The sequence below is a fragment of the Bradyrhizobium sp. Pha-3 genome (genome assembly GCF_042258325.1).
Classification (GTDB): domain Bacteria; phylum Pseudomonadota; class Alphaproteobacteria; order Rhizobiales; family Xanthobacteraceae; genus Bradyrhizobium; species Bradyrhizobium elkanii.
In genome coordinates this window covers 6,892,725-6,918,543 of the sequence record NZ_CP170151.1, presented here as the reverse complement: position 1 = coordinate 6,918,543, position 25,819 = coordinate 6,892,725, and the positions used below count along the sequence as shown (strand labels likewise).

Genomic DNA, 25,819 nt, shown 5'->3' with positions numbered 1-25,819 from the left:
CGTGATGGGTTCTTCCGGGGAACGGCTGTTCGAGGGCGCCGATTGGGATTTCCAGACCTTGCAGCGGGTCCACGACGCCTGCGAGAAAATCGCACGCACCGAGCTCGGGCTCGACGTCTATCCCAACCAGATCGAGGTGATCACCGCCGAGCAGATGCTCGACGCCTATTCCTCGGTCGGCATGCCGCTGTTCTACAAGCACTGGTCGTTCGGCAAGCAGTTCGCGTTCCAGGAAGCGTCCTATCGCAAGGGCCTGATGGGCCTCGCCTATGAGATCGTGATCAATTCCTCGCCGTGCATCTCCTATCTCATGGAGGAGAACACGGCGACGATGCAGACGCTGGTGATCGCGCACGCGGCGTTTGGGCACAATCACTTCTTCAAGAACAACTATCTGTTCAAGCAGTGGACCGATGCCGACGGCATTCTCGACTATCTGGAATTCGCCAAGGGCTACATCTCGGTCTGCGAGGACCGCCATGGCCGCGAGACGGTGGAGCGAACGCTCGATGCCGCGCATGCGCTGATGTCGCATGGCGTCGACCGCTATCCCGGAAAGAAGACGCTCGATTTGCGTGCCGAGGAGAAGCGGGCCGGCGAGCGCCGACAGCACGAGGAAAGCGTGTTCAACGATTTGTGGCGGACGGTGCCGAACACCAAGGCCAAGAGCAAGGCTGCGCTCACGGCCGAGCGCCGCCGCGCGCTGCTCGGCTTGCCGCAGGAGAACATCCTCTATTTCCTCGAGAAGACCGCGCCGCGCCTTGCACCCTGGCAGCGCGAACTCATCCGCATCGTTCGCCACATCGCGCAGTATTTCTACCCGCAGGGCCAGACCAAGGTGATGAACGAGGGCACCGCGACCTACGTCCATTACCGCATCATGAGCCGGCTGCATCAGCAGGGCCGGATCACCGACGGCAATTTCCTCGAATTCCTGCAGTCGCACACCAATGTGGTGTTCCAGCCCGAATTCGACGACCGCCGCTATTCCGGCTTCAATCCCTACGCGCTCGGCTTCGCCATGATGCAGGACATCGAGCGGATCGTGAAAAATCCGGAAGACGAGGACCGCGAGTGGTTCCCCGACATCGCCGGCAAGGGTGACGTCGAGGGCGTGCTGCGCGACATCTGGAGCAACTACCGCGACGAGAGCTTCATCAACCAGTTCCTCAGCCCGGCGCTGATCCGGCGCTTCCGCATGTTCCATTTGCACGACGACCCCGCGGAAAGCCAGGGGATCAAGGTCGACGCGATCCACGACGAGCGCGGCTACCGCCGGGTCCGCCGCGAGCTGGCGCGGCAGTACGACGTCGGCTTCGTCGACGCCAATATCGAGGTCGTGGATGTCGATCTCGACGGCGATCGCCGGCTGATGCTGCGTCACACCACCGTGAAGGGCGCGCAGCTCAACGAGACCGATGCCCGGCGCGTGCTGCAGCATCTCGCCGATCTCTGGACTTACGACGTGGCGCTGACCGAGATCGACGGCACCGACAAGGTGCTGAAGGAATATGTCGTCAGCCCGCGCGCGGCGGCGGTCGCGGCTTGAGGATGATGCTCTCGCGAAGATGAGCGCGGCGCAGGCCGCCGCGCGGAATGCGAGTCTTGCTCGGTGAACCTTCGTGACTATCGAAGGCTCACATGATGAACATCAGGGCAACATTCCGGATCTTGAAAGCGCATGATGCTCGGCGAGCGAATGTGATTGCCGGCATGCGGAAATCTCATTGCGTCTTCTTCGCGATTGCCTGCACGGGCAGGATGCCGGCAAGGACTATCTCAGGGGTTTCAAGGACGGGCTCGGCGAGCATGTCGGCCAGATCGTCGCGGAGACCACGTATCTCACGACCGATCCCACCATCGATTCCCAGATGGTGACGATGCGCGAGTCCGGCGCGGACGTGTTCTTCGCCGAGGCGACGCCGAAATTCGTGGCCCAGGCGCTGCGCAAGGCGGCGAGCATGGGCTGGAAGCCGCTGACCATCCTGCCGACCGTCTCCAATTCCGTCTCCGCGGTGCTCGAGCCCGCCGGCCTCGAGAACGTCATCGGCGTCGTGACCGGCCTCTATCTGAAGGATCCGACCGATCCGCGCTGGGCCGACGATCCCGCGCAGAAGGAGTTTGCGGCCTGGATGAAGAAGTACCAGCCGAATGCGAGCCCGGGCGACCTCTTCAACGTGCAGGGCTACACGGTGGCGCAGGTCATGACGGCGGTGCTGAAGAACTGCAACGGCGATTACAGCCGCGACAACATCATCAAGCAGGCGACCAATCTGAAGGCGCTCGAATTGCCGATGCTGCTGCCCGGCATCAAGGTGCAGACCGAGCCCGACAATGTGACGCCGATCCGGCAAATCCAGATGGCGCGGTTCGACGGCAAGTCCTGGGCGCTGTTCGGCGACGTCTTGAGCGACAAGTAGCCGTCACCAACTCCGTCCTTGTGGTCCCTGCCTAGTGCGCAATTGCGCACGGGAGCAGGGACCCATACGCCGCGGCTTCTGTTGTGAACGGGACTCGTCGTCCCGGCGTAGCCAGGCAATCTGCATCGGTGGTTATGGGTCCCTGCTCCCGTGCGCAATTGCGCACTAGGCAGGGACGACACGGAGTTTGCTGCACGTCTTTGCCGCGTTGCGACGGCAAGCCGACGACGTCTTGAGCAACAAGTGGCCGTCACCAACTCCGCTGTCGTCCCTGCGAAAGCAGGAGCCCATACGCCGCGCTGTCGTGAACGGGACTCGTCGTCCCAGCATAGCCAGGCAATCTGCATCGGTGGTTATGGGTCCCTGCTTTCGCAGGGACGACATGGAGTGTGCTGCCACTGCTCAGCGCAGGCTGGCGTTGATCTTGTCGAGCACCGCTGAGCCGGGGCACAGCGCCTGCTCGTCCAGCGTGTTGAGTGGCGTCTCGACGGTGTCGAGATGGGTGTGCAGATCCTCGGCGTCCGGATCGACATAGAGCAGGCCGGTGACGATCTGGCCCTTGGCCGCGTGCTTCTGCAGGAAGGTCATCGCGCCGAGGCGATCATGCGGATCGTAGTCGGCGTCGAGCTTGCGCAGCGCGAGCCGCGAGCCGTCATGCTGCTCGACCACCTGCACGGTGCCCGGCGCATAGTCGACGCTGATCGGATCGCGGCCGACCAGCACGTCGAGGCGGTTCACCGCGTCATTGTGCTCGCGGACATAGTCAAAACTCTTGGTCGAGCCGGCGTGGTTGTTGAAGGCGATGCAGGGGCTGATCACGTCGATGAAGGACGCTCCCTTGTGGCGGATCGCAGCCGCGATCAGCGGCACAAGCTGGGTCTTGTCGCCCGAGAAGCTGCGGGCCACGAAGGTGGCGCCGAGTTGCAGCGCGATCGCGACCAGGTCGATCGCATTGTCGGTGTTGGTGACGCCCTTTTTCGACTTCGAGCCACGGTCGGCGGTGGCCGAGAACTGGCCCTTGGTCAGGCCGTACACGCCGTTGTTCTCGACGATATAGGTCATGTTGACGGCGCGCCGGATCGAATGCGCGAACTGGCCGAAACCGATCGAGGCGGAATCGCCGTCGCCGGAGACGCCGAGATAGATCAGGTCGCGGTTGGCGAGGTTGGCGCCGGTCAGCACCGACGGCATGCGGCCATGCACCGAGTTGAAGCCGTGCGAATTGCCGAGGAAGTAGTCCGGCGTCTTCGACGAGCAGCCGATGCCGGAAATCTTCGCCACCCGGTGCGGCTCGATCGAGAGCTCGTAACAGGCCTCGATGATCGAGGCGGTGATCGAATCGTGGCCGCAGCCGGCGCACAGGGTCGAGATCTTCCCCTCATAGTCGCGGTGGGTATAGCCCAGCTCGTTCTTCTTCAGGCCCGGATGATGAAACTTCGGCTTTGCAATGTAGGTCATGTCACGGCCTTGCGGAGAGGGGTCACCTTGAGATGATCCTGGTGGTCGCCGATCGCGCCTGCGATGAAGCGCGCGGTGATCGGCGTGCCGTCATAGTGCAGGATCGGCACCAGCCTGACGGGGTCGATGCCGTTCTCGTTGACGATCAGCTGGCGGAGCTGCGCGTCGCGGTTCTGCTCGACCACATAGACGAAATCGTGGTCGGCGATGAAGCTCGCGACGCTGGAGTGGAACGGGAAGGCGCGGATGCGCATGCGGTCGAGCTGATGGCCGCGCGCCTCCAGGATCCCGATCGCCTCGTCCATCGCGGGCGAGGTCGAGCCGAAATAGATCACGCCGTATTTGGTCGGCTTCGCCGCATTGGCCTGCAGGGGCCGCGGCACCATGTCCTGGGCGGTCTCGAACTTGCGGACCAGGCGCTGCATGTTGTCGGCGTAGACCGCGCCTTCCTCGGAATAGCGCGCGTAGCGGTCGCGCGAGGTGCCGCGGGTGAAGTAGGAACCCTTGGTCGGATGCGTGCCCGGATAGGTGCGATAGGGGATGCCGTCGCCGTCGACGTCGAGATAGCGGCCGAAGTCGCGGCCTTCCTCGAGCATCTCCGCCGTCATCACCTTGCCGCGGTCGTATTGCTTCGCGTCGTCCCACTTCAGCGGACGGCACAGCCGGTGGTTCATGCCGATGTCGAGATCGAGCATCAGGAAGATCGTGGTCTGCAGCCGTTCGGCGAGGTCGAAGGCGGCCGCTGCGAACTCGAACGCCTCCGCCGGATCCTCCGGGAACAGCAGCACGTGCTTGGTATCGCCATGCGAGGCATAGGCGCAGGCGATCACGTCGCATTGCTGGGTGCGGGTCGGCATGCCCGTCGAGGGGCCGGCGCGCTGGATGTTCATGATCACGGCCGGGATCTCGGCGAAGTAGGACAGGCCGATGAACTCGGTCATCAGCGAGATGCCGGGACCCGAGGTCGCGGTGAAGGCCCGCGCGCCGTTCCAGGACGCGCCGATCACGATGCCGATCGAGGCGAGCTCGTCCTCGCCCTGCACGATCGCGTATTTCGCCTTGCCGGTTTCGGGATCGTGGCGGTACTTCTTGCAGTGGCTGGTGAAGGCTTCCGCCACCGACGATGACGGGGTGATCGGATACCAGGCGCACACGGTGGCGCCGCCATAGACGGCGCCGAGCGCGGCCGCGCTGTTGCCTTCGACGAAGATGCGGTCGCCGACCTTGTCGGACTTCTTCACCCGCAGCCCGAGCGGGCATTTCAGGTTCTGCAGCGCCCAGTCGCGGCCGAGATGCAGCGCATGGACGTTGGAGGAGAGCAGCTTCTCCTTGCCCTTGTACTGCTCGCCGATCAGCTGTTCGACCAGCTTGGGATCGAGGTCGAGCAGGGCGCAGAGCGCGCCGAGATAGATGATGTTCTTGAACAGCTGGCGCTGCCTGGGATCGGTGTAGGTCGAGTTGGTGATCGCGGTCAGCGGCACGCCGATGACGGTGATGTCCTCGCGGAATTTCGACGACGGCATCGGCTTGGTCGAATCGTAGAACAGATAGCCGCCGGGCTCGATCGAGGCGACGTCCTTGTCCCAGGTCTGCGGGTTCATCGCCACCATCAAGTCGACGCCGCCGCGGGCGCCGAGATGGCCGTCCTCGGTGACGCGCACCTCATACCAGGTCGGCAGGCCCTGGATGTTGGAGGGGAAGATGTTGCGTGGTGAGACCGGCACGCCGTGGCGCAGGATCGAGCGCGCGAACAGTTCGTTGGCGGAGGCCGAGCCCGAACCGTTGACGTTGGCGAAGCGGACGACGAAGTCGTTTACGCTGCTGATCGGGCTTTGGACTGACATGTTGATCCCGCTTGAACCATATCGATGAGGTACTTCTGCATGTCCCAGGCGCCGGTCGGGCAGCGCTCGGCACACAGCCCGCAATGCAGGCAGACGTCTTCGTCCTTCACCATGACGCGGCCGGTCTTGAGGTCGCCGGAGACGTAGAGCGCCTGGTCGTGATGCGGCGAGGGCGCTTTCAGCCGCTGCCGCAAATCATCCTCCTCGCCGTTCTCGGTGAAGCTGATGCAGTCCATCGGACAGATGTCGACGCAGGCGTCGCATTCGATGCACAGCGGCGCGGAGAAAACCGTCTGCACGTCGCAATTCAGGCAGCGCTGCGCCTCGCCGAGCGCGAGCTTGAGGTCGTAACCGAGCTCGACCTCGGCGCGGATGTCCTTCAGCGCGACCACCTTGTCGCGATGCGGCACCTTGAAGCGCTTGTCGGCGGAGATGTCGTTGTCGTAGCTCCACTCGTGGATGCCCATCTTCTGCGAGGTGACGTGCACCTCGGGCAGCGGGCGCTCGTTGATGTCCTCGCCGGACAGCAATCGGTGGATGGAGAGCGCGGCGTCGTGGCCGTGCGCCACGGCCCAGATGATGTTCTTCGGCCCGAACGCCGCATCGCCGCCGAAGAACACCTTCGGATTGGTCGAGACGAACGTCTTGGGATCGACCTTCGGCATGTGCCACTTGTCGAATTCGATGCCGCAATCGGCTTCGATCCAGGGGAACGCGTTCTCCTGGCCGACCGCAACGAGCACATCGTCGCAGGGCACGGTCTCGTCAGGCTCGCCCGAGGGCACCAGATTGCGGCGGCCCTTGGCGTCGTACTCCGCCTTCACCTTCTGGAAGGTGACGCCGATCAGCTTGCCGGCCACATGCTTGAACGCCACCGGCACCATGTAGTTGAGGATCGGGATGTCCTCGTGAAGCGCGTCTTCCTTCTCCCACGGCGAGGCCTTCATTTCCTCAAAGCCGGAGCGGACGATCACCTTGACGCTTTCGCCGCCGAGGCGCCGCGCGGTGCGGCAGCAATCCATCGCGGTGTTGCCGCCGCCGAGCACGATGACGCGGCGGCCGATCTTGTCGACGTGGCCGAACGACACGTTGGCCAGCCACTCGATGCCGATATGGATGTTGGCGGCGGCCTCCTTGCGGCCGGGGATGTCGAGCTCGCGGCCGCGCGGCGCGCCAGAGCCGACGAATATCGCATCATAGTTCTCGGCGAGCAGCTGCTTCAGGCTGTCGACGCGGCGGCCACCCTTGAACTCGACACCGAGGTTCAGGATGTAGTCGGTCTCCTCGTCGATCACGCTGTCGGGCAGGCGGAATTTCGGAATCTGGCTGCGCATCATGCCGCCGGCCTTGGGATCGCCGTCGAACACGGTGCAGTGATAGCCGAGCGGCGCGAGATCGCGCGCCACCGTGAGCGAGGCAGGGCCGCCGCCGACCAGCGCGATGCGCTTGCCGTTCTTCGGCCCGGGCTTCGGCAGGCGATGCTTGATGTCGTCCTTGAAGTCCGCGGCGACGCGCTTCAGGCGGCAGATCGCGACCGGATTGTCCTCGACCCGGCCGCGGCGGCATGCCGGCTCGCATGGACGGTCGCAGGTGCGCCCGAGAATGCCGGGGAACACGTTGGACTTCCAATTGATCATGTAGGCGTCGCTGTAACGCCCCTCAGCAATCAACCGGATGTACTCGGGAACAGGGGTGTGTGCGGGGCAGGCCCATTGGCAGTCGACTACTTTATGAAAGTAATCCGGCGCCGAGATATCAGTCGGTTTCATTCCTACCTTTGACCCGCGCGAAAATGCCAGACCCGCGCGGCCTTATCGTTGACGACGAACGCTCACGTTGCGTTGTTCTGGTTTTTGAATTGGATCATAGGCTTATCTTATTAGAGCCGTTCCAGAGAAGGCAAAGGCTAAATTGTCCGATCATCAGCTTTCGCGCGGCTGATGCGCGTGTAGCGTTAATCTCGATTGCGTTATGTGGCGGTGCAGCATGATCTGCGCCGCCACTTGTTGAGAAGATTTTTTTCGGGAAAGCGCTTCGCACGTTTCCGGATCGTGCTTTACGGGCGCGGAAGGTCGCTCTTCGCGATATCCCACAACAGCCTGTAAACGCCGCTGGTGACCACAAGCGGCTTCAAGGCTGCATTGCCGGTGATGCCTGCAGCCGCGTTGGGGACCACGCTGACGTCGGTCGCGTCGATCAGCACGAACCAGTCGCCGGCGCCGGGATCGGCTTTCTGCGCATCCGGCGTGAGCGGTTTCGACAGGTCAGGGTCGTTCTCCAGGAGGTGCATCGAGATGATGCCGTTGCGCGAAGCTGGATCGAGTTGCTCCCGCAATGCAGCGCGAAGTTTGTCCGCGCCTTCGACGGGCGGGCGCAGGCGGATGATGCCGAGGGCTGCGCCCCTGCCGACGCCGCGGCTGATCGTGATGCGCGCGACCCCGCGGATCATGTTCTGAAAGCGCGCGATATTGGCCTTCGACCAGTCGGTCTGGTTGGCGAGCGCCTTGCGATAGGCCGGGCTCTCGAGCACATCGAAGGTCGCGGTCGAGTAGAGGCTGAGATATTTCGGCTTGCCGTCATGGGCGACGTAGCGGCGGGCTTCCAGGAAGCCGTCGATGGCGACCCGTTCCTCGAGATGCTCGCGGTCGTACCAGCGATTGAATTCAGCTTCGTGCAAGCTGTCGATATCCATCGAGGTCAGCAGCATGCCTTGTCCGGCGATTGGCATCGAATGCTCCTTTTTTGCCTGTTTTATCCGCGCAATATCGCCTGATCGCGTGGACCAGGGAAGCCGGTTCCCGGCAGCGCAGACCAAGGATTGCCACAATTGCCGCAACCTGTTCAGCATCGGTTCACAGAGGTAGCATTTCATTCGCTACACCAACTCTCGAGAAGAAAAGGGACGGCCACCATGGCACGCATTCTGTGGGCATTGATCGTCGGTCTGGTGTCGCTCGCCTCGCTTCCCGTGCATGCGCAGGATCAGGAAAAGCGTCTCGCACTTGTCGTCGGCAACGGCGCCTATGAGGCCGGCGCGTTGCAGACCGCCGCGAACGATGCCGGCCTGATCGCGCAGACCTTGCAGGCCGCCGGCTTCGACGTGATCGGCGCACGCGATCTCGACGGCGAGACGCTGCGCAAATCGTTCCGCGATTTCATCCAGAAGGTGCAGGAGGCGGGGCCCAATGCCGTCGCCTTCGTCTATCTCGCCGGCTACGGCGTGCAGCTCACCGGCGAGAACTATTTCGTGCCGGTCGACGCCAAGATCGCCCGCGACACCGACGTGCCGGTCGAGGCGATCCGCATCTCCGACTACAGCCACCAACTCTCGGCGCTGCCGATCAAGGCCGGCGTGATCGTGCTCGATGCGGCGCGCAGCAATCCGTTCGCCAAGGAAGGTCAGCCGCTGGCCGGCGGTCTTGCGCTGGTCGATCCCGATCCGAAGATGCTGATCGGCTTCAACTCGGCGCCCGGCACCGTCGCCCCTGACGGTGCGCCGCCTTACGGGCCTTATGCGCAAGCGTTGGCGGAAATGATCCGCACCGGCGGCCTGACCTTGCCCGAGGTGTTCGACCGCGTCCGCCTGCGCGTCAACGAGATGACCAAGGGCGCCGAGATCCCGTGGGATGCGCACAAGGTCGACGCGCCCTTCATGTTCTTCGAGCGCAAGCCGGACGCCCCGCCGCAGCAGGTCGATGCCGGGCTGCGCACCAAGCCGATCCGCGATTTCTCGGCGCAGGATGCCTACGCCGCGGCGCTGGAGCGCGACACGCTGCAGGGCTACGAGGACTACCTGCAGGCCTATCCGAGCGATCCGCTGGCGAGGCGCGTGCGCGCGATCGTGGCGGCGCGGCGCGAGGCGATCACCTGGCGGCGCACCTACAATGCCGACACGCCTGATGCGTACTGGTCGTACCTGCGGCGTTATCCGCGCGGGCCGCATGCATACGACGCCCGGCGCCGGCTCGCCTATCTGTCGGCCGCGCTCGAGCCGCCGCCGCAGTTCACGGTGCTCGACTATGACGTGCCGCCGCCGCCGCCCGACGAGGTCGTCTATGTCGACCGTCCGGTGCTGTACTACAGCGATCCGGTGTTCGACTTCGCGCCGCCCCCGCCGCCGCCGGTGGTCTTCCTGCCGCCGCCGCCGCCGGACTTCGTCGTGCTGCCGCCACCGCCGCCGCCGATCGGCCTGTACGTGCTGCCGACGCCGATGTTCGTGGCGATGCCGGCCTATGTCGCCGCACCGGCCTATGTCGTGCCGCCGCAGAACAACATCGTGTTCAACAACATCCACAACACCACCGTCATCAACACGGTCATCAACAATCCCAACCCGACGCCGGCGCAGCTCCATGCGGCCGGGGTGACGGCGGCGATGGGCGGCGCGCCGGTGACGGCGGCACCGCGACTGCCGGCTGCGGCAATGCAGCGCGCCAACCTGCCTGGCGCTGCGCAAGGCGTGACGCCCGCGCAAGGTGCGGCGATGGGAGCTCCACGCGCCGCACCAAACGCTGCCGCGGCACCGAACGCTGCTGCCACTCCGAATGCTGCCGCCGCTCCGAATGCGATGGGCGCGCCGGGCACACCGGGTGCCCATACCCTGCCGGGCGCGAAAAATGGACCGCCGCTGCCGCAGTCGGCGACCGCACCGCCCAATGCCATGCAGCATGGCGCTGTGCCTCCGGGAGCCGCACAATCCGGCGCCGCGCAACCTGGGGCAAAGCCGAATGCGGTGGTGCCGGGCAAGCCGGCGACCGCGATGGCGCCTGCCAATGCGCAGCCTGCTCCTCCGGCCAAGCCCGGTGCCGCCCCGGCGACAAACGCGCCCTCCTCACCCGCGGCCGCCGGCAAGCCGGGCGCGCAACCGCTCCCGCATGCCGCGATCGCGCCGACCGCAAACGTGAAGCCCTCGGCGGCGCCGTCACCGGCGAACCGCGCGATGTCGACACGGCCGCCGCCGGCCGCGCGCCCGGCACCCGCCCGCGCCGCGGTGTCGCCGGCGCCGGTCTCCCGGCCCGCGCCGACGCATGCCGCAGCTCCGCCGGTGCGGGCCGCAGCTCCGCCGCCGCGGCCGGTTGCCCCGCCGCCGCGCGCCGCCGCCGTTGCGCCGCGTCCGGCACCGGCTCCGGCTCCGCACGTTACGCCGCCGCCACGGCCGGCGATGCAGGCGCAACGCGCAGCACCGCCGCCGCGAATGGCGGCGCCGCCAAGGCCTGCGCCCGCGCCACGGGCAGCGCCGGCATGTCCTCCCGGCAAGTGCAAACATTGAGGGAAGCAAGGGAGCCGGTCGAGTTCTTCACCGGCTCCTGATGTCGAGGGTGTTCCTGCGGCGGCCTAGAGCATTTTCGGTTCTGATTGGATCAGAACCGAAGCTCTAGATACTTGTTTTGACGCGTTTTCTTCACGCGAACCGGTGCCCACTTCGCTCGAAAACGCTCTAGCGCTTGGCGGCGAGGTCGGCGATCGCCTTCATCACGGCGTTGCGGATGCCGGGATCGTAGAGGATGTGGCCCGCGCCATCGACGATGCGGACCTCGCTGCCCGGCCAGCGCGCAGCGAGCGCGTGCGAGGTCGCGGGCGGGCACAACAGATCGTAGCGGCCCTGCACCAGGATGCCGGGAATGCCGGCGAGCCTGTCGGCCTCGTCCATCAACTGGTGCGGCCGCATGAAGCAATTGTTGGCGAAGTAGTGCGCCTCCATGAACGGCGTCGAGGGCAGGGCGCCTGAGGCCTTGAGGTCGAGCCGCGTCTGCTTCGGCGTGTGCTCCGACAGCGCGCGTTCGGTGTCGTGCCAGGCGCGCGCGGCCGGCGCATGCACGGCGGCGTCGGGATCGAGGATGCGGCGATAATAGGCGGCAAGCGGCGATGCACGCTCGCTCTCGGGCAGGAAGTTGAGGAAGTCCTCGGAGAGGGCGGGATAGAAGCGCGGCAAGGCGCGCAGGAAAACATCGTCCAGCTCCTCGGCTGTGCCGAGAAACGTCGCGCGCAGCACCAGCCCGCTGACCCGTTCGGGATGGGCCTGCGCATAGGCCAGCGCCAGCGTCGCGCCCCAGGAGCCGCCGACCACCATCCAGCGCGCGAAGCCGAACCGCTCGCGGATCTTCTCCATGTCCGCGATCATGTGCTGCGTCGTGTTGTTGTCGCGGCTGCCTTTCGGCCGGCTGCGACCGCAGCCGCGCTGGTCGAACAGCACGGCGTGAAAGCGCTCGGGATCGAACAGCCGGCGATGATCGGGCTGGCAGCCGCTGCCGGGGCCGCCATGCAGATAGACCGCGGGAATGCCGCCCTCGCGCCCGACGCTCTCGACATGGAGATCGTGGCCATCGCCGACGTCGAGCCATTCCGACGTCAGCGGCGCAAAGGGATCGGCACGCCTCGCGGCCTTGCCGACATCGGCGTCAGGCGCCATTGCGCTTGTCCTGGGATCCGATTTGGGGTTCGTCCGTCTCCAGCGTGCCGCCGGCGAAATTGCGATACAGGAAGCGGTTCTGCGTGCCGGCGGATTCCTGCTCGGCCTGCTTGAAGATCTCCTCGTGTCGCGGCGACAGCGCGCAGGCCGGGTCGGTGTTGCCGGCATCGCCGGTCAGCGCAAAGGCCTGGCAGCGGCAACCGCCGTAATCGACCTCGCGGAATTCGCAGCTCTTGCACGGCTCCGGCATCCAGCCGGTGCCGCGATAGCGGTTGAAGGCCTCGGAGTTCTGCCAGATCCAGGCGATCGAATGGTTCGAGCGCACCGATTCGAATTCGAGCCCGGTGATGCTTTCGGCGGCGTGGCAGGGCAGCACCTTGCCGGCCGGCGAGATGTTGAAGAACTGGCGGCCCCAGCCGCCCATGCATTTCTTCGGTCGCAGCGCGTAGTAGTCCGGCACCACATAGTCGATCGCGAGCGTGCTCTTCAGGCGCACCTGGGCTTCCTCGACGATGCGGCTGGTCTCCTCGATCTGCTCGATCGTCGGCATCAGCGCGGCGCGGTTCTTCAACGCCCAGCCGTAATACTGCACGTTGGCGACCTCGAGACGGTCGGCGTCGAGGTCGACCGCCATCTGGATGATGTCGGGCAGCTGATGCAGGTTCTGCCGGTGCATCACCGCATTCACCGTGAGCGGCAATTCCAGCTCGCGTGTCCATTTCGCGACTTCGAGCTTCTTGCGATGCGCATCCTTCAGACCTGCGACGCGGTCCGCCACAACGGGCTCATTACCCTGGAAGCTGATCTGCACATGGCTGAGGCCGGCATCGGCCAGCGCCGCAAGCTTGTCCCTGGTCAGCAGCACGGCCGAGGTGATCAGGTTCGAATACAGCCCGACATCGGTCGCGTGCTGCACCAGCTCGACGATATCCTTGCGCGCTGTCGGCTCGCCGCCGGAGAAATGGATCTGCAGCACGCCGAGCTCGGCAAGCTCGCTCAGCACCTTCTTCCATTCGTCGGTGGTGAGCTCGGTCGAGCCGCGGTCGAGCTCGACCGGGTTGGAGCAATACGGGCATTGCAGCGGGCAGCGGTGGGTGATCTCGAGGAGCACCGCAAGGGGAATGCCGTAGGTCTCCGCCGCCGAGCGCGTTTGCTCGAGCACCGCGAGCCCGTCGGTTGGGCCTGCTGTCGTTGTCTTGTTGTCGGCGAGCGTGTCACTCATGCTGTGCTCTCGCGCGCTTCGGTGAGAAAGCCCTTGTCGGCCAGATCCTGCAACATAGCGATCACGTCGGTTGCGATCGCCTCGCGCGGGGCGGCATATTTCTCCGCGAGCTGGTCCACCATCGCGGCGACGCTGCGCACGCCGTCGCAGAGTTGCAGCACCTCGACCGCGATGTCATCCGGCGCCAGCACGCGCTCCGGCGCCAGGATCACCCAGACCTGCCGCGTCTCGTCGAATTTCAGCTTGGTATGGCGCGGCAGTTTCGGCCGGCTGGTCTCGCTGACGCTGATGTTGCGGCTGGCCATGATCGTGTCCCTAACCTGTCTTCGGCACGAAGGCGCCGGGCGGAATCTGGCCGTCGACATAGGCGTGATAGAGCGCATCGAGTTGCACCCACAGCACGTTGGTCTTGAAGATCAGCGCATTGCAGACCGCCTCGCGCTCCGCCGGCGTCCTGGCGTGCTGCTTGACGTAGTCGAGCGCGAAGCCGGCGTCGCGCGGCGCCTGGGTCAGGCGGCGGCTGAAATAGCTCATGATGTCGGGGTTGACGAAGTCGTAGTGCTTCAGCATCCCCGAGATACGCTCCTCGTGCAGGTTCGGCGCGAACAATTCGGTGAGCGAGGAGGCGATCGCCTCCAGCGGGGTGCGGTCGCGGCAGAAATGCACATAGGCTTCGACCGCAAAGCGCGTCGCCGGCAGAATGCCTTCGGTGGACTCCACATAGGCCGTGTCGAGGCCGAGGCCTTCGGTCAGCTTCAGCCAGCGCTCGATGCCGCCTTCATTGCCGAGATCGCCGTCGTGATCCTCGATGCGGTGACGCCATTCGATCCTTGTGTTGCGGTCGCGGAAGCGCGAGATCACCATCGCGTCCTTCAGCGGGATTGTGCTCTGGTAGTAATAGCGGTTCAGCGCCCAGGCCTGGACCTGGCCCTTGTTGAGCTTGCCGCCGTGCAGCAGGCGGTGGAACGGGTGCAGGCTGTGATAGCGCGTGGCACCGATCGTGCGCAGCGTCGCCTCCATCTCCTCGGCACTGTCGAGCGTGATGCCCTTGCCGATCGAGAGCGCGGTCATTCCGGTGGTAGGCACGACATTCACAGCACGATCTCCGTTCCGTCGGAGGGAATCTGCCAGCCCGCCTGTTCGGCCGCCTTGCGTTCGGCCGAGGTCCCAAGCAGCGCCGGGTTGGAGTTGTTGATATGCAAAAACACTTTTCGTCCGATGTCGAGCCCGGCGAGGCTGGCGATCGCACCCTGATCGCCCGACATGGCGATATGGCCCATGCCCTGGCCGGTCTTGTTGCCAAGGCCCGCCGCGATCAGTTCGTCGTCGCGCCACACCGTGCCGTCGAAAAACACCAGCGGGGCGCCCCTGAGCCGCGATTTCAGGTCGTCGGTCACCCGTGCGCAGGCGGCCAGGAAATAGAAATATTTGCCGCGGCGCCTGTCCGCAATACGCAGGCCGAGCGTATCGCCGACGCCGTCGGCGCCCGCCGGATGCGCCTTGCCCTCAAGGTACCACGCGCCCTTGCCGGGAACCTCGAACGGCAGCACCTCGAGCCCGGACGGCGATCCGTCGGGCAGGGCCGGTTCGAAGGCCTGGTCGACCGCGATCGGCCGGCGGTCGACGTTCTTGTCGCTGAGCACGTTGAAGATGCTGTTCGAGCGCAGGATCGCAAGCACCCGCTCATGCGCGTAGATCGTGAACGGCGAGCCCTCACGCATCGACAGCAGCCCGGCGACCGCGTCGATCTCGCCATTGGTGAGGATGACGCCCGCGACCGGGCTGTGGCGCAGTGCGCCGTGCTTCGGATGCAGCTGCGGCGTGGCAATCAACTGCTGGCGCAAATCCGGGGACGCATTGACCAGGAACCAGTGCGCGCCGTCGCCGCTGACGGCGATCGAGGCTTGCGTGCTCTGCAGTTCGGGATGGTCGCTTCGCGCCGTCCTGCAGACGGCACAGCCGCAGTTCCACTGCGGAACGCCGCCACCCGCCGCGGCACCCAGGACGACGACACGAAGCATGATCCGTCCCCTGGAGAAGCTTGGCCCTGGAGAAGTCTGTTGGACCCAAAAACGTTACGAGGTGGACCCCGGATTTGAAACACACTCCCTTGCTCGGGAGCGCGTTACGCCCGGATGTCCACCTGCGCTAAAACGCTAAACGTGTATGGGGCGCTGCCGCCTACTTGCGGGTTGCGCACATATACATGTTGATTTCCATGCCGACCGACACTTCCACGATCTTCGGTGCTTTCCAGGCCATTTGGCTCTCCTTGTTGCAACCGGACGAACTTTCCGCCCTGCAGAGTAAAGTACTGTGGTTGGAAAAGTTCGCCAGTTAAATTTTCTGTAAGGTGCCGCCTCGCAAGGTATGCTGCACTGCGGCAGGCAAGTTCTGCCCACTCACAAATTTGTGCGCGTGTTTCCCGTCAAAAGCCCGTGGCATCAGACCTTTTTCCTGTTGTTCGCCACACGGTGAATGGTGATCTTGGAATAAGTAAACAGGGCCCTGCGGTCCTCCGAAGGTCCTGTGACGATCCTGTGCTCTCCCCTGACGGGAAGCGACTAACCGAGCCGAGTTCAGCCGATGCCACGCTACTTCTTCAATACCCGTATCGGCGACGAGCTGATCTCCGATCCCGACGGCGAAATCCTGCGGGATCCGGATCGTGCGTGGGAAATGGCGCGCGCGATGATTCGCGAACTGCTCAAGACCGAGGGCGCCGACGGCGCGCTGCTCAGCGCCGTGATCGAGGTGACGGACGATGAGGGCGAGATCGTTCTGGAGTTTCCGTTCACGGAGGCGATCCTCGACCGCCCGGACCGCTCGATGACAAGGCACTGACGCGCGCTGGCCCGCCGCGTGGTCACAACCATGCGTTGGCCGATGTCAGCATGTTTCCGATTGCAATTGTCCGGACAAATTCCCAAGACTATGAACGGAAAGCCGAACGGCGCCGGGCGACGTCAATGGCGCAATCAACAACGGCTTCCACCCAGGGGAGATCATCATGAAAAAACACTCGTTCGCACCGCGCAGCCTGCTGCTCGCGGGGGCCATGCTCGGGGCGTTCACGCTCTCTGCTGCGGCGCAACAGCCAGCCGCGCCGGCGGCCGGTGCCGCCCCCGCCGCCCAGCCGCTGCCGCCTGGCTCGCCCTTGATCGGGCGTCCCGACAATGAAGCCGCCGCCAAGCTCGCGCCGGTGGCGCCGCCGCCGCTGCCGTCCGCGCCCGACAAGCTTCCGCTCGCCAAGCTCAAGGCGCCGGCCGGCTTCAATGTCGAGGTCTATGCGGCCGGCATGGCCAATGCGCGCTCGCTGGCGCTCGGCGACAAGGGCACGGTGTTCGTCGGCAGCCGGCTCGTCGACAAGGTCTATGCGATCGTCAACAAGGACGGCAAGCGCTCGGTCAAGGTGATCGCCTCCGGTCTCTATCGTCCGAACGGCGTCGCCTTCAAGGACGGCACGCTCTACATCGCCGAACTCTCGAAGGTCTCCAAGATCGACAAGATCGAGGACAACCTGGACAACCCGCCGAAGCCCACCGTCATCTACGACAAGCTGCCGAAGGACGAGGCGCATGGCTGGAAGTTCGTCGCCATCGGTCCCGACAACAAGCTTTATGTTCCGGTCGGCCAGCCCGGCAACAACGTGCTGCATGACTCCGACCACGGCCAGATCCGCCGCATGAATCTCGATGGCTCCGGCGCCGAGGTCTACGCGCTCGGCGTGCGCAACACGGTCGGCTTCGACTGGAATCCCGAGAACAAGCAGATGTACTTCACCGACAACGGCCGCGACTGGCTGTCGGAGACGGTGCCGGAAGACGAGCTCAACCGCGTCACCAAGGCGGGCGAGGATTTCGGCGCGCCGTACTGCTACCAGGGCAACATCATCGACCAGGAGCTCGGCTGGGGCAAGAACTGCAAGGATTACACCGCGCCGGTCGGCCTGATGGGCCCGCATACCGCTTCGCTCGGCATGCGCTTCTACACCGGCAGCATGTTCCCGAAGAGCTACAAGAACGTCATCTTTGTCGCGCGTCACGGCTCCTGGAACAAGTCGCAGAAGCAGGGTGGTGACGTGGTCGCCGTCAGGCTGAACAAGGACGGCACGGTGAAGTCGATGGAGCCGTTCCTGACCGGCTTCCTCGAGGACAACAAGTATGTCGGCCGCCCGGTCGACGTGATGCTGCTGAAGGACGGCTCGCTGCTGGTCTCCGACGACTGGAACGGCGCGGTCTATCGCGTCAGCTACGGCAAGCCGAAGGTCGCCAATCAGTAAGTTGAAGCCACGGATCGGGGGCAGCGTCCGCTGCCCCCGATTTTCTTTTGAAGTGCATGCAAGGATGGACCGATGCGTAAGCTCGCACTCGTCGCGGCGCTCGCCGCTCTCAGCTTCTCCGCAAATGCCGAGACCATCCAGGAGCGCGCTGCGGCGTGCTTTGCCTGCCATGGCGAGCATGGCACGTCGGAAACCGAGAACACGCCGTCGCTCGGCGGCCAGACGGCGCCCTATGCGCTGATCCAGCTCTTCATGTTCCGCGAGAAGCTGCGGGTGTTCGACCCCATGAACGAGATGGCGAAGCCGCTGACCGACGACGATTTGCGCAGCTTCTCGGACTTCATCGCGACCTTGCCGAAGCCCACGCCGCCCGCCGATGCCGGCGATCCCGCGCGGATGGCGCGTGGCCAGGCGCTGGCGCAGCAGAACCGCTGCAACAGCTGCCACAACACCGATTTCTCCGGCAAGGACAACGTCCCGCGCATCGCCAACCAGCGCGAGGACTACCTCGCCAAGACGCTGGCCGAATACAAGGACAACAGCCGCCACGGCTATGATGCCACCATGGCTGACGTGATGCAGACGGTCACCAAGGAGCAGATCGGCGACCTTGCCTATTACATCGCGCATGTCCGCTGAAACATCGGGCGGCGGGCCGCTGGTCATGTTCTCCGCGCGGCGCTAAAACGCAGCGTCATACGGAGTGTCACATGCAGGATATTTGGCGTCTGTCGGCGGCCGAGCTCGCCAGCCTCATCAAATCGAAGAAGGTGTCGGCGAAGGAGGCGGCGGAGGCCGGGCTCGCCCGGCTCGACGCGGTCAACCCGAAGCTCAACGCGGTGGTCGATCACCGGCCGGACGACGTACTGGCGCAGGCCGCCAAGGTCGATGCGGCCATTGCGCGCGGCGAGGCGGTCGGGCCGCTCGCCGGCGTACCCGTCACCATCAAGGTCAATGTCGACCAGGAGGGCTACGCCACCACCAACGGGCTGAAGGCGCAGCGTGATGTCATCGCCAAGGTCGATAACCCGGTGGTCGCCAATTTGCGCAAGGCGGGCGCGGTGCTGCTCGGCCGCACCAACTGTCCGGCGGTCTCCTATCGCTGGTTCACCACCAACCTCATTCACGGCGACACCAAGAACCCGCGCGATCCCGGCATCACCCCGGGCGGCTCGTCCGGCGGCGCGGGCTCGGCGGTCGCGGCCGGCATCGGCCACATCGCCCACGGCACCGATATCGCCGGCTCGGTCCGCTATCCGGCCTATGCCTGCGGCGTGCACGGCCTGCGGCCGAGCATGGGCCGCATCCCGGCCTTCAATTCGGCTTTGCCGGAGCGTCCGATCGGCCCGCAGATCAGCGCGGTGTCGGGCCCGCTGGCGCGCACCGTCAACGACCTGCGCATCTCGCTCGCGGCGATGTCGGCGCCGGACTATCGAGACCCCTGGTATGCGCCGGTGCCGCTCGAAGGACCGCCGCGCGAAAAGCGCGTTGCGATGTGCCTCAATCCCGATGGTCTCGACCCGGTGCCGGAAGTGGTCGCCGCGGTGGCCGACGCCGGCAAGCGCTTGCAGAAGGCCGGCTGGATCGTCGAGGAAATCGCCGACACGCCGTCCTTACGCGAGGCGGCCGAAATCCAGACCCGGCTCTGGCTCGGCGACGGCTATGAGGCCCAGCTCGCCTTCGCCGAGCGCGAGGGCGATCCCGGCGCGCTGGCCTGCCTGCGCGGCGTCCGCGCCCGCGTGCATCCGTTCGACCTGTCGCAGGCGCTGACCCGCCGCGCGACCTTGACGCGCGAATGGTTCGCCTTCTTCGAGAAATATCCGGTGTTGCTGATGCCGGTGTCCGGCGAGCTGCCGTTCCCCGACCATCTCGACCGCAAGGACGAGGCGTCGTTCGCGCGGGTGTGGCACGCGCAGCTGCCGCAGATCGCGATCCCGTTCATGGGGCTTCCCGGGCTCGTGGTCTCCACCGGTCTCGTGGGACGGATCCCGGTCGGCGTGCAGCTGGTGGCCGGTCGCTACCGCGAGGATCTCTGCCTTGCCGCCGGCGAGGCGGTCGAGGCCGGCGGCACGCCGTCGTCGCCGATCGATCCGGTCAATTAAGATGGCGACCGTTTACGATTTCACCGCCAAGTCGCTCGCCGGCGACGACGTACCGCTGCAGCGGTTCGAGGGCCAGGTGCTTTTGATCGTGAACACGGCGAGTGCCTGCGGGTTCACACCGCAGTACAAGGGCCTCCAGGAGCTGCACGCCGGCCTCTCGGCGCGCGGCTTTGCCGTGCTCGGCTTTCCCTGCAACCAGTTCGGCGCGCAGGAGCCCGGCGATGCGAAGCAGATCGCCGCGTTCTGCGAGACCAACTATGCCGTGACGTTTCCGATGTTCGCCAAGATCGACGTCAATGGCTCAGGTGCGCATCCATTGTACGAACACCTGAAACGTGAGAAGTCGGGCCTGCTTGGGCCCGCGATCAAATGGAACTTCACCAAGTTCCTGGTCGATCGCGTCGGTAAGGTCGTTGCGCGGCATGCGCCGACCGCCCGGCCCGAAGGATTGAGGAAGGAAATCGAGGCGCTGCTATGAGCGACGACAACGACACCAATGACCAATTCCCCGACCGCCTCTCGGTCGATCCGAACAGCCCGTACTACAATGCGGATATTCTCGCCCGCGATGTCGGCATCCGATTCAAGGGTGCCGAGAAGACCAATGTCGAGGAGTACTGCATCAGCGAAGGCTGGGTCCGCGTCACCGCGGGCAACGCCAAGGACCGTTACGGCAATCCGCTCACCATCAAGGTGCACGGGCCGGTCGAGCCGTATTTCCGGGATAAGAAGTAGCAACCGTCATTCCGGGATGGTCCGAAGGACCGGACCCGGAATCTCGAGATTCTCGGTGTGCAACTGCGCACCTGGCGGTTCGATGCTTCGCATCGCCCCGAAATGACTCCAATAGAAAGCCCCCCATGTCCGTCCGTATCGTCGACGTCCGCGAGGTCACAAAACCGATCTCATCGCCGATCCGCAATGCCTATATCGACTTCACCAAGATGACTTCGAGCCTGGTGGCCGTGGTCACCGACGTGGTGCGCGACGGCAAGCGGGTGGTGGGCTACGGCTTCAATTCCAACGGCCGCTACGGGCAGGGCGGTCTGATCCGCGAGCGCTTTGCGCCGCGCCTCAAGGAAGCCGATCCGAAATCGCTGCTCGATGCTGATGGCGGCAATCTCGATCCGGACAAGGTCTGGTCGACGCTGATGTCGAACGAGAAGCCGGGCGGCCATGGCGAGCGCTCGGTCGCGGTCGGCACCATCGACATGGCGGTGTGGGACGCGGTGGCCAAGATCGCCGGCAAGCCGCTGTTCCGGCTGCTCGCCGAGCGCCACGGTTTGACCGCCAATCCGCGCGTCTTCGTCTATGCCGCCGGCGGTTACTACTATCCGGGCAAGGATCTCGGCGCGCTGCGCAAGGAGATGCGCGGCTATCTCGACCGCGGCTACAACGTCGTGAAGATGAAGATCGGCGGCGCGCCGCTCGCCGAGGATCGCGAGCGCATCGAGGCGGTGCTGAAGGAGATCGGCAGCGCGGCGCAGCTCGCGGTCGACGCCAACGGCCGCTTCGATCTGGAGACCGCGATCGCCTACGCCAAGATGCTGCGCGAGTACCCGCTGTTCTGGTACGAGGAGGCCGGCGACCCGCTCGACTACGCGCTGCAGGCCGCGCTGGCCGAGTTCTATCCCGGCGCGATGGCGACCGGCGAGAACCTGTTCAGCCACCAGGATGCGCGGAACCTGATCCGCTACGGCGGCATGCGGCCGGACCGCGACTGGCTGCAATTCGATTGCGCGCTGTCCTACGGGCTCTGCGAATATCAGCGGACGCTCGAGGTGCTGAAGACCCACGGCTGGTCGCCGAGCCGCTGCATCCCGCATGGCGGCCACCAGATGTCGCTGAACATCGCGGCCGGCCTCGGCCTCGGCGGCAATGAGAGCTACCCCGACCTGTTCCAGCCCTATGGCGGCTTCCCGGACGGCGTGCGCGTCGAGGGTGGCCACATCGTGATGCCCGACCTTCCCGGCATCGGCTTCGAGGGCAAATCCGATCTCTACAAGGAGATGAAGGCGCTGGCGGACTGAGTCCGGCCAGCGACTGCCGATCTGCCGGGCGCGGGGCGGGCTTGAGTTCACCTGCAAATTTTGTGAGCGTTGCTCAATAAATTATTGAACGTTGCTCATTTCGAGATATACTCACGAGAACAGGGCGTCTTTCTCCCGAATGATCGGGAGCAGACGCGGAACCGGCCGTGAGGAGTGCCGCATGCCATATTCAGCCAAGGATCTCCGGGAAGCCGCAAATGCCGGAGTGATCAGCCCGGCCGATCTGGAACGGTTGCTTGCTTTCCTGACGAGCAGCGCAGGGCCGGGTCCGGCGGGCGATGTTAGTCCCACCGCCAAATTCGATGCCGCGCACGTGCTCTGGTACGCCGGCGCGCTCATCGTGATCGGTGCCATGGGCCTGTTCTCGACCTTGGCCTTCACCCAGATGGGGGGCCGGGCGCTGACCATCTGTGCCGTCGCCTACGCCACCGCTTTCACAATGGGCGGCCACTATCTCTGGCACCCGAAGAATCTGCGGGTTCCCGGCGGCCTGCTGATCGCGATCGCGGTCTCGATGGCGCCGCTCGCGGTCTACGGCATTCAGGACGAGCTTGGCTGGTGGGGCAAGTTCGGCAAGCCGGGAACCGTGCAGGACTTCTACGTCTGGGTGAAGGGCAGCTGGATCTTCATGGAGATTGCGACGATCGCCGCCGGCATCGTCGCGCTGCGCTACTACCGCTTCGCCTTCATCGTCGCGATCATCTCGGTCGCGCTGTGGTTCATGTCGATGGATCTGGCGCCGTGGTTCAGCGGCATGGCTCACGCCGATTTCGAGATGCGCCGCAGGGTATCGATCTGGTTCGGGCTTGCCGTGCTCGCGGTGGCGTGGATCGTGGACTATCGCAGCCGCAACGGCGACTTTGCGTTCTGGCTGCATCTGTTCGGCCTGATGGCGTTCTGGGGCGGAATTAGCGCATCCGAAGGCTCAACCGAATTGAGCAAGGCGGTGTATTGCCTGCTCAATATCGGCCTGATCGCGATCGCCGTGATCCTGATGCGGCGCGCCTATGCGGTGTTCGGCGCGTTCGGCATCTGCCTCTATCTCGGCCATCTCGCCGACGTCGTGTTCAAGGACTCGCTGTGGTTTCCGTTCTCGCTGTCGCTGATCGGCATTGCCGTGATCGCCGCAGGCCTGCTCTACCATCGCAACGAGCGTGCGATTACTGGCTGGATCGACGCGCATCTGCCGGCGGGGCTGCGGCCGCGGTCCGCAACCGCGTGACCGAGACGTCCCGATCGTTTTAGAACCGCTACAATCTGGAATCTCTACAAGAAGGGCGGCGCGCGAGCGCCGTCCTTCGTTTCCCGGCGCAAATCCGGAAGCCGACAGAAACCATTCGCATCCTTGACTTTTCCAATCCTGCGCTCGCCGCGAGGTGTATCCGCGTCCATTCGTCGCGATTTTATTCCGTCGTCACGCAAAAATTTTCCCGGGTCCGTCGTCTGGACGCACAGCGCCTCACCTCTCTAGAGGACGGCGCATCGCCTTCAGCGAAGGCGAGAGTTGCTTGGGGACGACGTCATGACATCAAGATCAAAAAACAATCGTCGCATCGCTTTGCTTGCGAAGCTGTCGCTGCTCACGGCGAGCTATCTCGCGCTGGGCGTTCCGCTCGCAACGTCTGCCGCACAGGCGCAATCGGCGCCGGCGCAGGGCGGAGCCTCGTCGCTGCCGCCAGTGACGGTCACTCCGCCGGCCACGCAACGTCGCCGCAGCGCACCGTCGACATTGCGCAGCACGGCCGCCGCACGAGGCCGCCGCACCCAGACGGCAAGGCGGATCGCGCCCGCGGCGGCGGCAAAACCCTTCGCGGAGTCGCAGGATGCCCGCACCGGCACATCGGGCTATTTCGCCAACAGTACGTCGGTTGCGACCAGGACCAACACCGCCATCGTCAACATCCCCCAATCGCTCAACGTGATCACGCGGGAGCAGATCCGCGACCAGAACTACCAGGGCCTCACCGACGTCACCCGCTATGTCCCCGGCGTTGCGGTGCACCAGGGCGAGGGCAATCGCGACGAGCTCGTGATCCGCGGCGTCGATTCCAGCGCCAACTTCTTCGTCAACGGCTTTCGCGACGACGTGCAGTATTTCCGCGACATGTACAACGCCCAGAGCATCGAGGTGTTGAGGGGACCGAGTGCACTGACCTTCGGCCGCGGCGCCGGCGGCGGCTTGCTCAACCGCACGCTGAAGGAGGCCGACGGCAACCGCGTCTACGAGGCGACGGCGCAGACCGGCTCGTGGGGCGATCGCCGCGTCAGCCTCGATGCCGGACAGGCGATCAACGACAACGTCGCAGCAAGGCTCAACGTGTTCTACGAAGGCGCCGATGCCTTCCGCGATTTCAATCATCTGGAGCGCTACGGCATCAATCCGACGGTAACGCTGAAGCCCGACGACAACACCAAAATCAAACTGAGCTATGAATACTTCCACGACGAGCGCACCGCCGATCGCGGCAATCCCTCGCAGGGCCTTCCCGGCGGCGCGACCCGCTTCAACCCGACCACGCCGTTCGCGCCGAACGGCGACTTCTCGACCTTCTTCGGCAGCCCAAGCCTGAACACCGCGCAGGCGACCGTGCAGACCGGCATGGCTGTTATCGAGCACGATTTCGAGAACGGGCTGACGGTGCGCAACGGCACCATCGCCGCCGACTACCAGAAGTTCTATCAGAACGTCTATCCGACCGGCGGCCCGCTCGCCGGCGCGGTCAATCCCGCGGACACCGCGGTCAATCTCGGTGCCTACCAGCACACGACGAACCGCGACAACGTCTTCAACCAGACCGATTTCACCTGCAAGACCTGGACCGGGCCGCTGTTCCACACCGTCGGCTTCGGCACCGAGTTCGGCCGGCAGACCGGCGTCGACATCCGCAACACCGGCGTGTTCCCGAACGGCACCAACACCATCGTGCAGAACCCGTTCGCGCCGACCTATTTCGGCCCGGTGACGTTTCTTCACCACTTCACCGGCACCAACAGCGACGGCGTCACCACGCCCGATTCGAACAGCCGCTATGCGCTGAACATCCAGTCCGGCTATCTCAGGGACACCATCGAGATTTCGCGCGCCGTGCAGATCATCGCCGGCGCGCGGTTCGATCGCTACGACATGTCGGCCACCGACATGAACACCAACATCAATCGCAATCGCGTCGACAATCTGGTGTCGCCGCAGGGCGCCCTCATCATCAAGCCGATCGATTCGATGTCGGTCTATACCGCCTACAGCGTCTCCTTCCTGCCGGCCTCGGGCGACCAGTTCAGCGCGCTGAACGACGGCACCCTGATCCTGCAGCCGCAGCGGTTCGAGAATGTCGAGCTCGGCATGAAATGGAACATCAACCCGAAGCTGCTGTTCTCGACCGCGGTCTATAATCTGAACCGCACCAACCAGCCGATCGCCGACGGCAACAATCCCGGCTTCTTCTTTCCCTCCGGCAGCACGCTCACGCGAGGTGTCGAGGCGAGCTTGACCGGCTATGTCACCGCTCAGTGGCAGTCGTCGCTGGCCTATGCCTACACCGACGCGAAGATCACCGGCGCGACCTCGGCGACCGTCCTGCCCGGCAACCGCGTCCAGCTGGTGCCGTACAATCAGTTTGCCTGGTGGAACAAGTATCAGTTCACGCCGATGTGGGCCGCCGCGCTCGGCGTGATTTATTTCGGCGATTCCTTCGCCTCGTCCGACGACACGGTGCGGCTGCCGGGCTTCGTGCGCTTCGACGCGGCGGTCTATGCCAAGATCGACGAGACCTGGAGCGCCCAGCTCAACGTCGAGAACATTTTTGACAAGGGCTATTGGGCGTCCGCCGACGGCAACAATAACATCTCGCCGGGGCAGGGCCGCACGGTAAGGCTGATGGCAAGGGCGAGGTTTTAGGTGCCGAGGGCGTCGACCGCCGCGCCGTGATTGTCGATGTTCACTGCCCCGTCATCCTGAGAGACCATGAATGTATCACTCTCGATGACGCAACATACTCGATGTCGTCCCGGCAAAAGCCGGGACCCATAACCAC

22 protein-coding genes are annotated in these 25,819 nt (G+C 64.8%); 12 read left to right on the top strand and 10 right to left on the bottom strand.

From position 1 onward, the window contains the following. The first annotated feature begins 4 nt into the window (after positions 1 to 4). Both ACE10X_RS33110 and ACE10X_RS33105 read left to right on the top strand, forming a co-directional pair. Positions 5 to 1,549 (top strand): SpoVR family protein, encoded by a 1,545-nt coding sequence (locus ACE10X_RS33110; protein ID WP_375763398.1) that lies wholly within the window; start codon positions 5 to 7, stop codon positions 1,547 to 1,549. Positions 1,550 to 1,727: 178 nt separating this feature from the next. Continuing rightward, positions 1,728 to 2,420, top strand: coding sequence for an ABC transporter substrate-binding protein (locus ACE10X_RS33105; protein WP_244435706.1), 693 nt, complete (start codon positions 1,728 to 1,730; stop codon positions 2,418 to 2,420). A 402-nt stretch (positions 2,421 to 2,822) separates the two neighbouring features. On the opposite strand, the gene ACE10X_RS33100 is transcribed toward ACE10X_RS33105, so the two are convergent. The 4 genes from ACE10X_RS33100 to ACE10X_RS33085 all read right to left on the bottom strand — a co-directional run bounded on the left by ACE10X_RS33100 (position 2,823) and on the right by ACE10X_RS33085 (position 8,450). Further along, positions 2,823 to 3,878, bottom strand: a complete 1,056-nt coding sequence (locus ACE10X_RS33100; protein WP_028332672.1) for a 2-oxoacid:ferredoxin oxidoreductase subunit beta — start codon at positions 3,876 to 3,878, stop codon at positions 2,823 to 2,825. Beyond that, positions 3,875 to 5,722, bottom strand: a complete 1,848-nt coding sequence (locus ACE10X_RS33095; protein ID WP_018273082.1) for a 2-oxoacid:acceptor oxidoreductase subunit alpha — start codon at positions 5,720 to 5,722, stop codon at positions 3,875 to 3,877. Before ACE10X_RS33095 ends, ACE10X_RS33100 begins: the two co-directional genes overlap by 4 nt. Further along, complete coding sequence (locus ACE10X_RS33090) at positions 5,692 to 7,491, bottom strand: FAD-dependent oxidoreductase (protein WP_038382971.1); 1,800 nt, start codon at positions 7,489 to 7,491, stop codon at positions 5,692 to 5,694. The genes ACE10X_RS33095 and ACE10X_RS33090 overlap by 31 nt, the downstream gene beginning before the upstream one ends. 287 nt (positions 7,492 to 7,778) lie before the next feature. Further along, complete coding sequence (locus ACE10X_RS33085) at positions 7,779 to 8,450, bottom strand: DUF4286 family protein (RefSeq protein WP_038382972.1); 672 nt, start codon at positions 8,448 to 8,450, stop codon at positions 7,779 to 7,781. A 183-nt stretch (positions 8,451 to 8,633) separates the two neighbouring features. Here ACE10X_RS33085 and ACE10X_RS33080 point away from each other — a divergent pair, with 183 nt between their 5' ends. Continuing rightward, a complete protein-coding gene (locus tag ACE10X_RS33080) occupies positions 8,634 to 10,991 on the top strand; it encodes a caspase domain-containing protein (RefSeq protein WP_304557586.1) in 2,358 nt (785 codons plus the stop codon). A gap of 168 nt (positions 10,992 to 11,159) precedes the next feature. Here ACE10X_RS33080 and pip read toward each other — a convergent pair whose 3' ends face one another. From pip to pqqA, 6 genes are all read right to left on the bottom strand, one after another. After that, positions 11,160 to 12,131 carry a prolyl aminopeptidase gene (gene pip / locus ACE10X_RS33075; RefSeq protein ID WP_038382977.1) on the bottom strand — a complete coding sequence of 324 codons (972 nt, stop codon included), beginning with the start codon at positions 12,129 to 12,131 and terminating at the stop codon, positions 11,160 to 11,162. Then, complete coding sequence (gene pqqE, locus ACE10X_RS33070; protein ID WP_375763397.1) at positions 12,121 to 13,353, bottom strand: pyrroloquinoline quinone biosynthesis protein PqqE; 1,233 nt, start codon at positions 13,351 to 13,353, stop codon at positions 12,121 to 12,123. Before pqqE ends, pip begins: the two co-directional genes overlap by 11 nt. Continuing rightward, positions 13,350 to 13,658: a pyrroloquinoline quinone biosynthesis peptide chaperone PqqD gene (pqqD, locus tag ACE10X_RS33065; protein ID WP_016839838.1), complete on the bottom strand. Its 309-nt coding sequence runs from the start codon at positions 13,656 to 13,658 to the stop codon at positions 13,350 to 13,352. Before pqqD ends, pqqE begins: the two co-directional genes overlap by 4 nt. A 10-nt stretch (positions 13,659 to 13,668) precedes the next feature. Further along, entirely contained in the window at positions 13,669 to 14,424 is a 756-nt protein-coding gene (gene pqqC / locus ACE10X_RS33060; protein ID WP_028342422.1) for a pyrroloquinoline-quinone synthase PqqC, read from the bottom strand. A 20-nt stretch (positions 14,425 to 14,444) separates the two neighbouring features. Beyond that, complete coding sequence (gene pqqB / locus ACE10X_RS33055; protein ID WP_038382979.1) at positions 14,445 to 15,374, bottom strand: pyrroloquinoline quinone biosynthesis protein PqqB; 930 nt, start codon at positions 15,372 to 15,374, stop codon at positions 14,445 to 14,447. A gap of 160 nt (positions 15,375 to 15,534) precedes the next feature. Further along, positions 15,535 to 15,615, bottom strand: coding sequence for a pyrroloquinoline quinone precursor peptide PqqA (gene pqqA, locus ACE10X_RS33050; RefSeq protein ID WP_035635412.1), 81 nt, complete (start codon positions 15,613 to 15,615; stop codon positions 15,535 to 15,537). Between the two features lie 324 nt (positions 15,616 to 15,939). On the opposite strand from pqqA, the gene ACE10X_RS33045 reads away from it, so the two are divergent. The 9 genes from ACE10X_RS33045 to ACE10X_RS33005 all read left to right on the top strand — a co-directional run bounded on the left by ACE10X_RS33045 (position 15,940) and on the right by ACE10X_RS33005 (position 25,683). Then, positions 15,940 to 16,197: a DUF6894 family protein gene (locus ACE10X_RS33045; protein ID WP_016839844.1), complete on the top strand. Its 258-nt coding sequence runs from the start codon at positions 15,940 to 15,942 to the stop codon at positions 16,195 to 16,197. A gap of 166 nt (positions 16,198 to 16,363) precedes the next feature. Beyond that, positions 16,364 to 17,635, top strand: coding sequence for a sorbosone dehydrogenase family protein (locus ACE10X_RS33040; protein WP_085970512.1), 1,272 nt, complete (start codon positions 16,364 to 16,366; stop codon positions 17,633 to 17,635). A gap of 72 nt (positions 17,636 to 17,707) precedes the next feature. Next, entirely contained in the window at positions 17,708 to 18,274 is a 567-nt protein-coding gene (locus ACE10X_RS33035; protein WP_038382980.1) for a c-type cytochrome, read from the top strand. A gap of 71 nt (positions 18,275 to 18,345) precedes the next feature. Continuing rightward, on the top strand, positions 18,346 to 19,737 hold the full coding sequence (locus tag ACE10X_RS33030) for an amidase family protein (protein WP_038382981.1): 1,392 nt from the start codon (positions 18,346 to 18,348) through the stop codon (positions 19,735 to 19,737). A gap of 1 nt (position 19,738) precedes the next feature. Next, complete coding sequence (locus tag ACE10X_RS33025; RefSeq protein WP_038382982.1) at positions 19,739 to 20,215, top strand: glutathione peroxidase; 477 nt, start codon at positions 19,739 to 19,741, stop codon at positions 20,213 to 20,215. Continuing rightward, a complete protein-coding gene (locus tag ACE10X_RS33020; protein WP_028342416.1) occupies positions 20,212 to 20,472 on the top strand; it encodes a DUF3297 family protein in 261 nt (86 codons plus the stop codon). The genes ACE10X_RS33025 and ACE10X_RS33020 overlap by 4 nt, the downstream gene beginning before the upstream one ends. A gap of 125 nt (positions 20,473 to 20,597) precedes the next feature. Further along, positions 20,598 to 21,767 carry a mandelate racemase/muconate lactonizing enzyme family protein gene (locus ACE10X_RS33015; protein ID WP_168856946.1) on the top strand — a complete coding sequence of 390 codons (1,170 nt, stop codon included), beginning with the start codon at positions 20,598 to 20,600 and terminating at the stop codon, positions 21,765 to 21,767. A 181-nt stretch (positions 21,768 to 21,948) separates the two neighbouring features. Beyond that, positions 21,949 to 23,010 carry a hypothetical protein gene (locus ACE10X_RS33010; RefSeq protein ID WP_038382986.1) on the top strand — a complete coding sequence of 354 codons (1,062 nt, stop codon included), beginning with the start codon at positions 21,949 to 21,951 and terminating at the stop codon, positions 23,008 to 23,010. 300 nt (positions 23,011 to 23,310) lie between these two features. Then, entirely contained in the window at positions 23,311 to 25,683 is a 2,373-nt protein-coding gene (locus ACE10X_RS33005) for a TonB-dependent siderophore receptor (RefSeq protein ID WP_051002827.1), read from the top strand. Positions 25,684 to 25,819: the final 136 nt, after the last annotated feature.